The sequence below is a fragment of the Kitasatospora sp. NPDC034023 genome (assembly GCF_055575795.1).
The window spans coordinates 342,508-354,857 of the sequence record NZ_JBVIRY010000003.1 but is presented as its reverse complement, the minus strand read 5'-3'; the positions used below and the strand labels follow the sequence as shown (position 1 = coordinate 354,857).

Sequence of the window (12,350 nt, the reverse complement as noted above, 5' to 3'; positions counted from 1 at the left end):
ACGGTCCCGCCCGGGGCCGACCGCGGGGGCCGGTGGATCCGGGGCCGGGGCCCGGTCGCCCGACGATCACCGACTCCGCCGCTGCCACGAACGACACCGGGGTGACGGGTCCAAACATGCGGAACAGCGGTGCCCCGATTCTGGCTCGTTTCCCGCACTCGGCGCCCCGCGGCCCCAGGTAGTGCTTGTGGCGGGAGGGATGCGCACCTAGATTCACGACGTGTCGATCCAGTAGCTGAGAGTGGCAACGGCGTCCCGCCGTGAACTCGGTGCCCGGCGGTCCGATCGTGGTGGACAACACCCTCTTCCCCGGTCGGGTGGAGATCCCGCCGCCGGCGATGACCGACGGCGTCACCCCGGCCTGGAAGAAGCCCCGATCCGTTCCCCGTCCTCTCGACTCCCTCGTGGAAAGGCTCACGCATGACCGCCCTCACCGGACAGCACGAGAACGGCCGGCACGTGAACAGCCCGTCGGGCCCCGACTCGGACCCGCACGAGACCGACCTGCGCCGGATCCGCGCCCTGATCCTGGCGGCGGACGGGCCCGAGGAGCAGCTTGCGGCGGTGATCAGGTCGGCGGGCGCCGAGCAGACGGCCGCCGACCTGGTGGACGAACTGGTCAGCCGGGCCCACCTGAGCGAGCAACTCGCCGCCGCGGCGGTGGTGGTGCAGTTCGAGCTCGCCTTCGACGACCGGGTGCTCCGGCACCACCTGCTGGCCGGCCCCAAGGCCGAGCACCGCACCGGGCCGGCCGACGAGCCCAGCGCCACCGTCGAGTTGGACCTGCTCGACCTGGCCCGCGCCGTCTTCGGCGCCCGGCACACCGCAGGCCACCGCACGCCCGGGATCACCTGGCACGGCATCGAGGACCCGGCTCGGCTGATGCCCGTACTGGCGGCCTTCCCGGTCGTCCAGCAGCTGCTCCGCGGCTTGGTGGAGCAGCCGCTCGACCTGGCCGAGTTGTCGCTGCGCCACGGTTCGGACAAGTGGGGGCTGCACTACTACACCGAGCACTACGCCCGGCACTTCGCCCCGCTGCGGGACCGGCCGCTCACCGTCCTGGAGCTGGGGATCGGTGGCTACGCCGACCCGGCGGCGGGCGGTGGCTCGCTGCGGATGTGGAAGCGCTTCTTCCGGCGGGGCCTCGTCTACGGGGTCGACGTCTACGACAAGACGGCGCTGCGCGAGCAGCGGATCCACACCGTCCAGGGCGACCAGGCGGACCCGGCCTTCCTCACCGCGCTGGCCGAGCGGATCGGGCCGATCGACATCGTCATCGACGACGGCAGCCACTACTGCCCGGACGTCATCGCCGCCTTCGGCGCGCTCTTCCCGCACGTGGTCCCGGGCGGGCTCTATGTGATCGAGGACCTGCAGACCTCCTACTGGCCGGGCTACGGCGGCAGTTCGGAGCGGCTCGGCGACCCGACCACCAGCATGGGCTTCCTCAAGCAGCTGCTCGACGGCCTCAACCACGAGGAGCACGAGCCGCCGACCGCGCACCGCCCGAGCGGGACCGACCGGACGCTGGCCGGCGCGCACTTCTACCACAACCTGGCGATCCTCGACAAAGGCCGCAACGAGGAGGGCACCGTCCCCGCCTGGATCCCGCGCCGACAGCTGAGCGCCGAGGAGATCGCGGGCGCCCAGTGGGCCGCCGAGCAGCAGTCCGAGCCGCAGCCCGAGGCCGGCCCGGACCAGGACCCCAGCTGAGCCGCGCGGCCTGCCGCGCCCCTTCTCCCTTCCCGAATCGCGCTTCTTGCTTCCCTCTTCCCTCGTTCCTCTTCCCGATACCGACGGAGTAGCAGTGAGCCACATCCTGATGGTCAACATCCCGGCCCACGGCCATGTCTTCCCCACTCTGGCGGTCGTCGGTGAACTGGTACGCCGCGGGCACCGGGTCACCTACGCGGCCGTCGACGACTTCGCCCAGGCCCTGGCCGAGGTCGGCGCCGAACACCTGCGCTACGACTCCACCCAGCCGCTGGACAGCGTGGGCGGTCCCGAGAACGGGCGCACCCCGCTGATCTTCCTGGACGAGAACATCGCCATCCTGCGCGCGGTCCAGGAGTGGTTCGGCGACGCCAGGCCCGACGCGGTGGTCTACGACGCCGTGGCCTTCCAGGCCGGCCGGATACTGGCCCACACCTGGGGGCTCCCGGCCGTCCAGTCGACGCCGTTCTTCGCCTCCAACGACACCTACTCCTTCGTGCAGCAGATGATGGAGGCGGACGGCGCGGTCCCGCTCACCGAGGAGGTGGTGGTCGAATTCGGCGTCCGGATGGCCGAGTTGCTGGCCTCGCACGGCGTCGACGAGCCGGCGCACGAGTTCCTGATGCGCACCGAGGGCCTCAACCTCGTCCACGTGCCGCGGTTCTTCCAGCCGCACGGCGAGAGCTTCGACGAGCGCTTCGCCTTCGTCGGGCCGTGCCTCACGGACCGCTCCTTCCTGGGGGAGTGGCAGCCCCCGGCGAGCGGCCTGCCGGTGGCGCTGGTCTCGATGGGGACCGTGCACAACAAGCATCCGGAGTTCTTCCGGCTGTGCGTGGACGCCTTCGCCGAGCTGCCCTGGCACGCCGTCATCTCGGTCGGCGGGGGGATGGACCCGGCCGACCTCGGTCCGCTGCCGGACAACGTCGAGGTCCACCGCTGGGTCTCGCACCTGGCGGTGCTCCGGCACGCCCGGCTGGTGATCACCCACGGCGGCATGGGCGGCGTACTGGAGTCCCTGGACGCCGGCTGCCCGATACTCGGAGTGCCGTCCTGGCCGGACGTCGCGGCCAACACCGCGCGGGTGGCCGAGCTGGGCCTCGGCCGGGTACTGCTGCCGGCGGAGGCCGACGTGAGCCTGCTGCGGGCCGCGATCACCGAGGTGGCCGCCGACGCTGCCGTGCAGGAGCGGGGCACCGAGGCGCAGCGGCTCACCCGGGAAGCGGGCGGTGCCACCCGCGCCGCCGACGAGATCGAGGCCTACCTGAAGCGCACGACCTGATCCCACCACAGGGCCCGGCGTCCCCGACGAGAAGCGGAACGATCAACGGCCGCCCAGGGGTCCCGGTGGGCGGTGCGCGCCACTACGGTGGGCTGATGTCATCGATCAAGCAATTCCAGGTCACCTTCGACTGTGCGGAACCCGAGCGCCTCGCCCGTTTCTGGTGCGAGGTGTTGGGGTACGTCGTGCCGCCGCCACCGGAGGGGTTCGCCACGTGGGAGGACTACAGGAGCGCGCAGCCGGCCGAGCGGCGGGACGCGTGGTTCGCCTGCGTCGATCCGTCAGGCGTGGGGCCGCGGTTGTACTTCCAGCGCGTTCCCGAGGGCAAGGCCGCCAAGAACCGGCTGCATCTCGACGTGCGGGTCGGTACCGGGCTGGTGGGTGAGGAGCGGCTGGCCGCGCTTGAGGCCGAATGCGCACGGCTGGTCCCGCTCGGCGCGGTACACGTGCGGACGCTGTACGACGGCAACGACGCGTGCATCCCGATGCAGGACATCGAGGGCAACGAGTTCTGCGTAGACTGAGGAGAGGCCAAGACGTGCCGCACTGACATCTCTTGATGAATCGTCAGATATCCGGGGCGTCGCGGGAGCCGGCCAGCATCTCGAACAGTCCTCGTCGCCCCAGCGATCCGGCGAGGCAGCCGGCGGTCATCGCGCCGAGGCTGAGGCCGCCGATGGCCGCGGGGCGCAGGTTGAACGAGGCGAGTACGTCGTGTACGCCGATCGCGAGGGCGGCTTCGCGGACTGTGCCGACACTCTCGCGCTCCTCCTGGGCGGTCTGGAGGTCTTCCTCCAGGATCTGTCTGACCGTCAGCCCGGTCCACTCGGAGACTTGTTCATACCAGCCCTAAACGACCTCGTAGGTCCGGTAGAGCCCCAGGCCATGCGGCTCGGCCCCGACGCCGCCGCCGAACAGGTACCCCAGACTCATGACAGCTCCTGTGAATCGGAGCGAATGAAGGGGTGCCAGTACGGCCCGAGCGCAGTGCAGCAGAAGTGGGCCTGACACCAGAATGCCGCAAAATCCGGCGTTCGACCGGACACCCGGGAACCCGTCTCGCGGCGCGATATCGATACGATATCCGGGTCTGGGAAAATATCTCCGACAGCATGCCGGCGGAGTGAATTTTCCGCTTTCGGAAAGGATCTTTTCGGCCCGTCCCCCGGGAGGGAACTCACGGGGGAGATCAGGGAGCGGTGCGCGCCGCGCTCTGCTAGGACTCAAGGAATTCCGGGAGGACGCGGGGTGGCCATGCTCCGACGCTCAGCACACCGAGGGAGTGCGCCCGGGAGACCAGAGCCGGCCGGTTCGCGGCCTGGAAATGGCGCATCATCAGCCCGATGCGGTACTCGATGCCCTGCGGGCTCAGATAGAGCGATGCCGCCAGCCGGACGGTCGGGGTGCCGACCGCGACGCCTTCCAGGATGCGGGCGTCCACGGCGGTCAGCCGACGGACGCCCGCGCCGTCGGCAGGGCCCCCGACTGCCGGACGGGCGTCGCCGGCGGGCCCGGACCGCGGCGGCCGCTGCGCGGGCTTGATCTCCTCAGAGGTCGCTGACGGTGTCACTCCTCGGTCCCCCTTCCCTGTCGTCGGCGGTCTCAGGCGCGCGGCGCACCGGCGAGGTGGTCGCGGAGCATGCCGGTCACCTCGTCCGCCCGGCTGCTGAGGTAGAAGTGCCCGCCGGGGAAGACCTTGAGGTCGAACGCGGCCGTCGTGCGGTCGCGCCAGTGCCCGGCCTCGGGGACCGGTGTCCAGGCGTCCTGGTCCCCCAGCACGGCGGTGACCGGGCAGCTGACCGCGGCGTCACGGTCGGTCCGGTAGGCCCCCAGGGCCCGGTAGTCGCCGCGCAGCACGGGCATCACCATCCCCAGCAGTTCCTCGTCCTCCAGGAGCCGGGCGTCGGTGCCGCTCATGGCCCTGACCTCGGCCACGATGCCCGCGTCGTCGAGTGGGTGGGAGGGCCCGGGCCGGTCTGCGGACGGCCCCTTGCGGCCGGAGACGAAGAGGTGGTCGATCCGACCGCCCGCGCGCTCGATCCGCCGGGCCACCTCGAAGGCGACGAGCGCGCCCATGCTGTGCCCGAAGAGGGTCAGGGGGAGGTCGTCCCAGCGGCGCAGCGCTTCGGACACTTCGTCGGCCAACCGGTGCAGGTCCTGGACACCGGGTTCCTCCCGGCGGTCCTGCCTGCCGGGGTACTGCACGGCCAGGACGTCCACCGGACCGCGCAGTGCGGCGGATACCGGAAAGTAGAAACTCGCCGAGCCGCCGGCGTGCGGAAAGCAGACCAGTCGGCGCGTGGCCGTCGGCGAGGGATGGAAGCGACGGCACCACAGGTCGCTGTCCAAAGAGAGGGAGGTCATGTCGGCCTTTCTCCTTTCGCGAAATCCGCGCGGTGCCGGCGGGTGGGGTGTGGTGATCACGTCGGACACCCGCAGCACCGGTGGGCCGGCTGGTACGTACTAATACGGGGATCCCCGATCGGCGACGATCGGCGGGTCACGGGCGCCGCATATGACAGCCTGCCATGCCTCCGGGAATGTCAGCAAGTACGCATCGGAGCGCATCCGGCACTCATGTCCGGGTTCAAAACCGGCCGTTTCTTCGGCGAATGGTAAGAACGTTGCAGTGCGGAGCAATCCTGCGGGATTTACTTGGCTCCGACTCGGCAGCAACGGTCCGGCCGGACCGCGCACCGCGGATCCGGGCGAAGAGGCGAGGGCGCCTCATGGCAAGGTCGTACGCCGTCAGCGACCTCCGTGTCGCCCGCCCGGAGAACAGGGCGATCGTCGAGGGGCTGTTCCCGGTGGACGAGGAGGACTGGCTGCTGCCGGCCGGGGAGGTGGGCGAGCCGGCCGCGGACGTGGAGTGGGTGCTGCGGCTGCCGGCCGACCGGTTCTCGACCGTGGTGTGGGTGCCGGGCAACCACGAGCTGTGGACCCATCCGTCCGACCCGGTGCGGCTGCGCGGCGAGTACCGGTACGGCAAGCCGGATCCGCTGCTGCGTGAGGTCTTCCCGTCCGGTGAGTAGCGGTGACGGGCTCCGGCCGGTGGGCCGTGGTGGGCGGCCTGGTCCTGACCACCGTGACGGTGCCGCGCAGCGTAAACCCGGCATGCGTGCAAGACCTGTGCTCTAGGAATACCTCTAGATACGACAGGACCGCGTTGACCCGCTCATGGTCACCCAAGACGCTGGAGGCAGTGTTGCCCACCGGTCGTGCGATGAAGAGGACTCCCCCTTGAACTTCCTGTTGCTGGGCCCGCTTTCCGTCCGGTTGAACGCGCGTGAGGTGCACGTGTCGGCGCCGAGACAACGCGTGGTCATGGCAGCCCTCCTCCTCAACGCCAACCGGGTGATCTCGGTCAACCGGATCGCCGAGTACGTCTGGGACGGCGCCCCGCCGCCGAGTGCCGCCGCGACCGTCCGCACCTATGTGATGCGCCTGCGGCAGTCGCTGGGCGAGCACGCCTCCGCCCGGATCCTCACCCGGGCGCCCGGCTACCTCCTCGAACTCGGCGAGCACGAGAGCGATCTCGGGCAGTTCACGGCCCACCGCCGGCGCGCGGCGGAGCTGGCCGAGCGCGGAGACCTGGAAGGTTCCTCCGCCGAGCTGGCCGAGGCGCTCGCCCTGTGGCGCGAGGAGCCGCTGGCGGACATCCCGTCGCAGACGCTGCGCGATGTGGAGGGCCGCTACCTCCAGGAGCTTCGCCTGCAGACCATGGAGATGCGGTTCGACGCGGAGCTGGCGCTGCTGCGGCACGCCGAGGTCGTGCCGGAGCTGGTACGGCTGGTGCGGAAGCACCCCTTACGGGAGGCCCTGGTGGGCAAGTTGATGCTGGCGCTGGGCCGCTCGGGACGGCAGTCGGAGGCCCTGGACCTCTACCAGCGCACCCGGGCGCTGCTCGTCGAGCAGCTCGGCGCCGAGCCGAGCACCGATCTGCGCGAGGTTCACCGGCACATCCTCTCGGCCCACGACCGGCCCCGCGCGCCCGACCCGCTGGAGCAGCCCGCGAAGGCCCCGGAGGCGGCCGTCGCGCCGGCGCCGGGCGCCGCCTGGGAAAGATGCTGGCCGAGCCCGGCGCAGCTGCCCTCGGTGCCGCTGCCACTGTCGGCCCGCTCCGGTGCACTGGCGCGGCTGCAGCACTTCCTCACGACCGGCACGATGCCCGCGGGCATGGTGGCGACGGCGGTGGTGACCGGCCGGGGCGGTGTCGGCAAGAGCGCACTGGCCCTGCAAGCGGCGCACGCCGTGCGCGGTTCCTCGGTGCACGGCCAGCTCTACGCGGACCTCGGCGGAGCCGCGCGGCCGCTGACCGCCCGGGCGGTTCTGCCGCGCTTCCTGGCGGACCTCGGTGTGCCCCGGGACGAGATACCCGAGGAGGAGTCGGAACGGGAGAGCCTCTACCGCTCGCTCACCGCGGGCCGCCGTCTGCTGGTGGTACTCGACAACGCCTCCAGCACCGCGCAGGTGCGGCCGCTGATACCGGGTAGCGGGGGCAGCAGGCTGCTGGTGACCAGCCGACGGCGGCTGGCCGATCTGGAGGGGGCGTCCCCGCTCGTACTCGGCCCGCTGGACGAGGCCGGGTCGCTGGAGCTGCTGGGCAGCATCGTCGGCCCGGCCAGGGTCGGTGCCGAACCGCGGTCGGCCCGTTCGGTGCTGACGGTCTGCGCGGGCCTGCCGCTGGCGATCCGGATCGCGGGGACCCGGCTGCTGGAGCGCCCGCACTGGACCATCGGGCACTTCGCCCGGCGGCTCACGGACGCCCCGCGGCTGCTGGACGAACTGTGCGCGGGCGACCTCGGTGTCCGGCCCTGCCTCGACGCCGACCACGCCGGGCTCCGGCGGACGGCTCCGGCCGGGGTCGACCCGGCCGAGGTGTTCACCGCGCTGGGGGCCGCCGGATCGCGTTCGGTCTCCAGCAGTAGGGTCGCGGTGATGTTCGGCTGCTCCGAGGCGCAGGCCGAGGAGGCCTTGGACGCCCTGGTCGAGGCGAATCTGCTGGGTGAGCCGGCGGGGGGCCGCTACCGGCTGGACGCGCTGCTGCGGGCGTACGCCCGCGAGCGGGCGCAGGCGGTCGCCGTACGGCAGCACGATCACCCGTACATGCGCGCCGGGTGACCGTCCCGGCGGCCCGGCGACGGGCACCCGGCGGCCCGGTTCCCCTTCCCCCGATGCTTTCGACCCGATCTCCTTCACCCGATCTCCTTCGAGAGGACCCCCGCGCCATGGCCCACCAGACAGAAGCCACCCACGACCTGCTCGCCTACGTCCGGGAGGTCTCCCTCCGTGACGACGACCTACTCAGGGAGCTGCGGGAGGCCACCGCGGACCTGCCGGGCGGGACCGCCATGCAGGTGATGGCGGAGGAGGGCCAACTGCTCTCCCTGCTGGTCGGGTTGACGGGGGCGCGGGCGGTGCTGGAGGTCGGCACCTTCACCGGCTACAGCACCCTGTGCATGGCCCGCGCTCTCCCGGCCGACGGGGTGCTGGTGTCCTGCGACATCGACGACCGGTGGCCGGCCATCGGCGCTGACTTCTGGAAGCGGGACGGGGTCGACTCGCGGATCGACCTGCGGATCGGCGATGCCACCTCAACCCTGGACGCGCTGCTGACGGAGCGCGGGCCGGAGAGCTTCGACCTGGTGTTCATCGACGCGGATAAGAGCAACTACGTCCGCTACTACGAGACTTCGCTGGCGCTGCTGCGCGCCGGCGGTCTGATCGTGGTCGACAACACCCTCTTCTTCGGCCGGGTCGCCGATCCGGCCGCCGTGGACCCGGAGACCGCCGGGGTCCGGGCTTTGAACCGGCTGCTGCACGAGGACCCTCGGGTGGAGCTGTCGCTGCTGGTGATGGCCGACGGGATCACACTCGTCCGCAAGCGCTGAGGGCGGCGGGCCGGAGCCCGGGAGCGCCGGCCGCCGCCGCGGTCACGACGTTCCCGGGCCCCCTTCCGGCACGTTCAGGTCGGGTGCGTCCACGCTGATGACCGTGGACACCACGCGCGGGCCGGGGACCAGGTGGAGGCGCTGGAGTCCGGTGTCCTCCGGAACCGGCGCGAGGACGGCGGCACACGGGCACGGGGCTTCGTCCAGGCCCTCGAAGCCCGCGAACCGGTAGGCGATCTCCATCATCCGGTTGCGTTCGGTCGCCCGGAAGTCCGCGACCAGGTGGACTCCGGACCGGGCGGCGGCGTCGGCCAGCCAGTTCAGCAGGGTCGCGCCGGCGCCGTAGGCGACGACCCGGCAGGAGGTGGCGAGCAGCTTGAGGTGCCACAGGCCCGGGTGCCGTTCGAGCAGCAGGACGCCGACCGCGCCGTGCGGGCCGAACCGGTCGGTGAGGGTGACCACCAGGACCTCGTGCCGGGGGTCGGTGATCAGGCCGCGCAGCACCGCGTCCGGGTAGTGGACCCCGGTCGCGTTCATCTGGCTGGTGCGCAGGGTGAGTTCCTCGACCCGGGACAGCTCCTCGCCGGTGGCCCGGCCGATGCGCATCCGCAGGTCCAGGGAGCGCAGGAACTCCTCGTCGGGGCCGGGGGCGGCCGCCCGCTCGGCCTCGCGGCGGAAGCCCGCCTGGTACATCTGGCGGCGGCGCCGGGAGTCGACGGTGCTGGCCGCGGGGGTGAACTCTGCGAGTTCGGGGAGTGCGAGGACCTGCTCGGCCGGGTAGCACCGTACGTCGGGCAGGTGGAAGGCCACTTCGGCGCGTTCGGCGGGCCGGTCGTCGACGAAGGCGATGGTCGTGAGCGCGAAGTTCAGCCGGTCGGCGATCCGGCGCACCGACTCGGACTTGGTGCCCCACCCGATCTCCGGCAGGACGAAGTACTCGGCCACGCCGAACGCCTCCAGCCGGGCCCAGGCGTGCTCGTGGTCGTTACGGCTGGCGACGGACTGGAGGATGCCGCGGGAGTCGAGCTCGATCACCACCTTGCGCACCTCGTCCGGCAGGTGCACCTCGCCGTCCTCCAGCAGGGTGCCCTGCCAGAGGGTGTCGTCCAGGTCCCAGACCAGGCACTTGACAATCTCGGCCATGCCGTCCTTCCTCGTCTCGTCGGCCGTGGGCCCGCTCACCGTGCCCCCGGAGCGGAGAGGGCGTGCTGTGCCAGCATCAGCCGGCACAGCTCGTTGCTGCCCTCGATGATCTCCATCAACTTGGCGTCCCGGTACGCCCGGGCCGCCGCGTGCCCGTCCCGGGACCCGGCCGAGGCCAGTACCTGGACGGCCGTCGCCGCGCCCCGGGCGGCCTGCGTCGCGCTGACGTGCTTGGCCAGTACGGTCGCCACCACCTGGTCCGGCGACCCTTCGTCCCAGCAGCGGCTGGCGTGCTCGCAGACCCGCGCGGCCACCTGCTCGGCCGTGTAGAGGTCGGCGAGGTGCCCGGCGACGAGCTGGTGCTCTGCGAGCGGCCTGCCGAACTGCTCCCGCCCTGAGGCGTGCGCGGTGGCCGCCGCCAGACAGGCCCGCAGGATGCCCACGCACCCCCAGGCGACGGACATCCGCCCGTAGGCCAGCGCGGTCGTCACCAGCAGGGCGGGCGGCAGTCCGTGACCGCCCAGGACGCTGTCGGCCGGCAGCCGCACCCCGTCGAGGTGTACGTCCGCGTGTCCAGCCGCGCGGCAGCCGAGCGGGTCGGCGATCCGCTCGATCCGGACGCCGGGCGTGTCGGCGGGCACCACGACGGCCACCGCGCCGTCCTCGTAGCGGCCGACGACGACCAGCAGGTCGGCATAGTGGGCGGCGGTCACCCACTTCTTGTGTCCGTCGACGACGACCGCGTCGCCGTCGCGGCGGACGGTCGTCGTCATCGCCGCGAGGTCACTGCCGGCGCCGGGCTCGCTGAAGCCGACCGCCGCCAGTCCGCCGCCGGTCAGCCGGGGGAGGTGGGCGGCCGACTGCTCGGCGGTGCCGAGGCGCTGGATGGTCCATGCCGCCATGCCCTGGGAGGTCATCACGCTGCGCAGCGAGCTGCAGAGGCCGCCCACGTGGGCGGTGTACGCGCCGCTGCGCATGCTGCTGAGCCCCCAGCCGCCGTACTGCTCCGGGACTTCGGCGCACAGTCGGCCCTCGGCGCCCAGTTCGCGGAGCAGGTCCAGCGGGATGAGGCCGGTCCGGTCCCACTCCCCCGCCTGGTCGCCGACCCGCAGGGTGACGGAGGTCATGGCGCTGTTCAGGTCCTCACCCATGCCGGCCCCCGGCGGCGGGCACCCGGAGCCGGTCCACCAGCTCCGCCATCCGCCGTACGGTGCGGAAGTTGTCCAGCCGCAGGTCCGCGCCGCGGACGGCGATGGCGTAGGTCTTCTCCAGGTGCACCACCACCTGCATGGCGAACAGGGACGACAGGCCGCCGGCGTCGAACAGGTCGGTGTCTGCGTCCCAGGCGGTTCCGGTGTGTCCCTCCAGGAATCCCAGCAGTTCCTTCTCCAGGTCGTGGGTGTCGGGCGTGTTCGCTGTGGTCATGGCCGTCTCCTTGTCGGGGTGATCAGGTGTAGTCGTAGAAGCCGCGCCCGGACTTGCGGCCCAGCCGGCCCTCGCGGACCAGCCGGAGCAGCAGTTCGGCGGGGCGGCAGCCGTCGTCGCCGGTGCGTTCGTGGAGCACGGTGAGGGAGTCGACGAGGTTGTCGATGCCGATCAGGTCCGCGGTGCGCAGCGGGCCGGTGGGGTGTCCCAGGCAGCCCTGCATCAGGGCGTCGACGTCCTCCGCGGTCGCCGTGCCCTCCTCCACGACGCGGGCCGCGTCGTTGATCATCGGGTGCAGGATGCGGCTGGTCACGAAGCCGGGTGCGTCCCGGACGACCACCGCCCGCCGCCGCAGCGCCGTGAGCAGGGCCGCCACGGCGGCCATCGCCGGGTCCCCGGTCTTGGCGCCGCGGACCACTTCGGCGGTGCCGATCAGGTAGGGCGGGTTCATGAAGTGGGTGCCGACCAGATCCTCCGGCCGCTCCACGGCCCCGGCCAGTTCGTCGACGGGGATCGAGGAGGTGTTGGTGATCAGCAGGGTTCCGGGCCGGACCAGTCCGGAGACCTCGGACAGGACGGCGGCCTTGATCGCGGCGTTCTCGGTGACCGCCTCGACGACGGCGGTGGCTCCGGCGGCGGCCTTGAGCGAGGTGCCGGTGGCCAGGGCGCCGAGGGGCGTCCCGGCGGGCAGGGCGCCCATCAGCTCGGCCAGCCGGAGGTCGCCGTCGATCAGGTCCGTGGCCCGGTCGAGCCGTTCCCGGTCGATGTCGACCAGGTGGACCGGCAGGCCGTGTCCGAGGGCGAGGACGGTGATGCCGACGCCCATCACCCCGGCTCCCAGCACGGTGAGGGCGTGTCGCGGGGGGGAATCGTCGTACGGGGCTGTGGTCAACGGGCTC

12 protein-coding genes and 1 pseudogene are annotated in these 12,350 nt (G+C 72.0%); 6 read left to right on the top strand and 7 right to left on the bottom strand.

Annotated features, from left to right (window positions below):
• The first annotated feature begins 420 nt into the window (after positions 1–420).
• The 3 genes from ACZ52R_RS06635 (at position 421) to ACZ52R_RS06625 (ending at position 3,516) form a co-directional block, all read left to right on the top strand.
• Positions 421–1,713: a hypothetical protein gene (locus ACZ52R_RS06635; RefSeq protein ID WP_465660808.1), complete on the top strand. Its 1,293-nt coding sequence runs from the start codon at positions 421–423 to the stop codon at positions 1,711–1,713.
• Between the two features lie 94 nt (positions 1,714–1,807).
• A complete protein-coding gene (locus tag ACZ52R_RS06630; protein WP_465622920.1) occupies positions 1,808–2,992 on the top strand; it encodes a macrolide family glycosyltransferase in 1,185 nt (394 codons plus the stop codon).
• A gap of 95 nt (positions 2,993–3,087) precedes the next feature.
• Positions 3,088–3,516 carry a VOC family protein gene (locus ACZ52R_RS06625; protein WP_465660812.1) on the top strand — a complete coding sequence of 143 codons (429 nt, stop codon included), beginning with the start codon at positions 3,088–3,090 and terminating at the stop codon, positions 3,514–3,516.
• A gap of 49 nt (positions 3,517–3,565) precedes the next feature.
• Here the strand turns inward: ACZ52R_RS06625 and ACZ52R_RS06620 are convergent.
• From ACZ52R_RS06620 to ACZ52R_RS06610, 3 genes and pseudogenes are all read right to left on the bottom strand, one after another.
• Positions 3,566–3,808: pseudogene (locus tag ACZ52R_RS06620) on the bottom strand (ACP S-malonyltransferase); the annotation flags it as partial.
• A 400-nt stretch (positions 3,809–4,208) separates the two neighbouring features.
• Positions 4,209–4,562 (bottom strand): helix-turn-helix transcriptional regulator, encoded by a 354-nt coding sequence (locus ACZ52R_RS06615; protein WP_465752928.1) that lies wholly within the window; start codon positions 4,560–4,562, stop codon positions 4,209–4,211.
• A 32-nt stretch (positions 4,563–4,594) separates the two neighbouring features.
• Complete coding sequence (locus ACZ52R_RS06610) at positions 4,595–5,356, bottom strand: thioesterase II family protein (RefSeq protein ID WP_465622924.1); 762 nt, start codon at positions 5,354–5,356, stop codon at positions 4,595–4,597.
• A 365-nt stretch (positions 5,357–5,721) separates the two neighbouring features.
• Between ACZ52R_RS06610 and ACZ52R_RS06605 the strand changes: the two genes are divergently transcribed.
• The 3 genes from ACZ52R_RS06605 (at position 5,722) to ACZ52R_RS06595 (ending at position 8,883) form a co-directional block, all read left to right on the top strand.
• Complete coding sequence (locus tag ACZ52R_RS06605; RefSeq protein ID WP_465622926.1) at positions 5,722–6,024, top strand: metallophosphoesterase family protein; 303 nt, start codon at positions 5,722–5,724, stop codon at positions 6,022–6,024.
• A 259-nt stretch (positions 6,025–6,283) separates the two neighbouring features.
• Positions 6,284–8,113 (top strand): AfsR/SARP family transcriptional regulator, encoded by a 1,830-nt coding sequence (locus ACZ52R_RS06600; protein ID WP_465753027.1) that lies wholly within the window; start codon positions 6,284–6,286, stop codon positions 8,111–8,113.
• Between the two features lie 107 nt (positions 8,114–8,220).
• Positions 8,221–8,883 carry a class I SAM-dependent methyltransferase gene (locus tag ACZ52R_RS06595; RefSeq protein ID WP_465752927.1) on the top strand — a complete coding sequence of 221 codons (663 nt, stop codon included), beginning with the start codon at positions 8,221–8,223 and terminating at the stop codon, positions 8,881–8,883.
• Between the two features lie 42 nt (positions 8,884–8,925).
• Here ACZ52R_RS06595 and ACZ52R_RS06590 read toward each other — a convergent pair whose 3' ends face one another.
• From ACZ52R_RS06590 to ACZ52R_RS06575, 4 genes are read right to left on the bottom strand one after another with little or no spacing between them, the layout of a single operon-like run.
• A complete protein-coding gene (locus tag ACZ52R_RS06590) occupies positions 8,926–10,026 on the bottom strand; it encodes an HAD-IIIC family phosphatase (protein WP_360509313.1) in 1,101 nt (366 codons plus the stop codon).
• A gap of 35 nt (positions 10,027–10,061) precedes the next feature.
• A complete protein-coding gene (locus ACZ52R_RS06585) occupies positions 10,062–11,177 on the bottom strand; it encodes an acyl-CoA dehydrogenase family protein (protein WP_360509311.1) in 1,116 nt (371 codons plus the stop codon).
• Positions 11,170–11,451, bottom strand: coding sequence for an acyl carrier protein (locus tag ACZ52R_RS06580; protein WP_360509310.1), 282 nt, complete (start codon positions 11,449–11,451; stop codon positions 11,170–11,172). Before ACZ52R_RS06580 ends, ACZ52R_RS06585 begins: the two co-directional genes overlap by 8 nt.
• Positions 11,452–11,473: 22 nt before the next feature.
• Complete coding sequence (locus tag ACZ52R_RS06575) at positions 11,474–12,343, bottom strand: 3-hydroxyacyl-CoA dehydrogenase family protein (protein ID WP_465622932.1); 870 nt, start codon at positions 12,341–12,343, stop codon at positions 11,474–11,476.
• Positions 12,344–12,350: the final 7 nt, after the last annotated feature.

What these genes read in the sequence shown, in the direction of transcription:
- ACZ52R_RS06610 (WP_465622924.1), bottom strand. Translation starts at nt 5,356, where the DNA reads ATGACCTCCCTCTCTTTGGACAGCGACCTGTGGTGCCGTCGCTTCCAT.
- ACZ52R_RS06625 (WP_465660812.1), top strand. Translation starts at nt 3,088, where the DNA reads ATGTCATCGATCAAGCAATTCCAGGTCACCTTCGACTGTGCGGAACCC.
- ACZ52R_RS06590 (WP_360509313.1), bottom strand. Translation starts at nt 10,026, where the DNA reads ATGGCCGAGATTGTCAAGTGCCTGGTCTGGGACCTGGACGACACCCTC.
- ACZ52R_RS06595 (WP_465752927.1), top strand. Translation starts at nt 8,221, where the DNA reads ATGGCCCACCAGACAGAAGCCACCCACGACCTGCTCGCCTACGTCCGG.
- ACZ52R_RS06605 (WP_465622926.1), top strand. Translation starts at nt 5,722, where the DNA reads ATGGCAAGGTCGTACGCCGTCAGCGACCTCCGTGTCGCCCGCCCGGAG.
- ACZ52R_RS06585 (WP_360509311.1), bottom strand. Translation starts at nt 11,177, where the DNA reads ATGGGTGAGGACCTGAACAGCGCCATGACCTCCGTCACCCTGCGGGTC.
- ACZ52R_RS06635 (WP_465660808.1), top strand. Translation starts at nt 421, where the DNA reads ATGACCGCCCTCACCGGACAGCACGAGAACGGCCGGCACGTGAACAGC.
- ACZ52R_RS06580 (WP_360509310.1), bottom strand. Translation starts at nt 11,451, where the DNA reads ATGACCACAGCGAACACGCCCGACACCCACGACCTGGAGAAGGAACTG.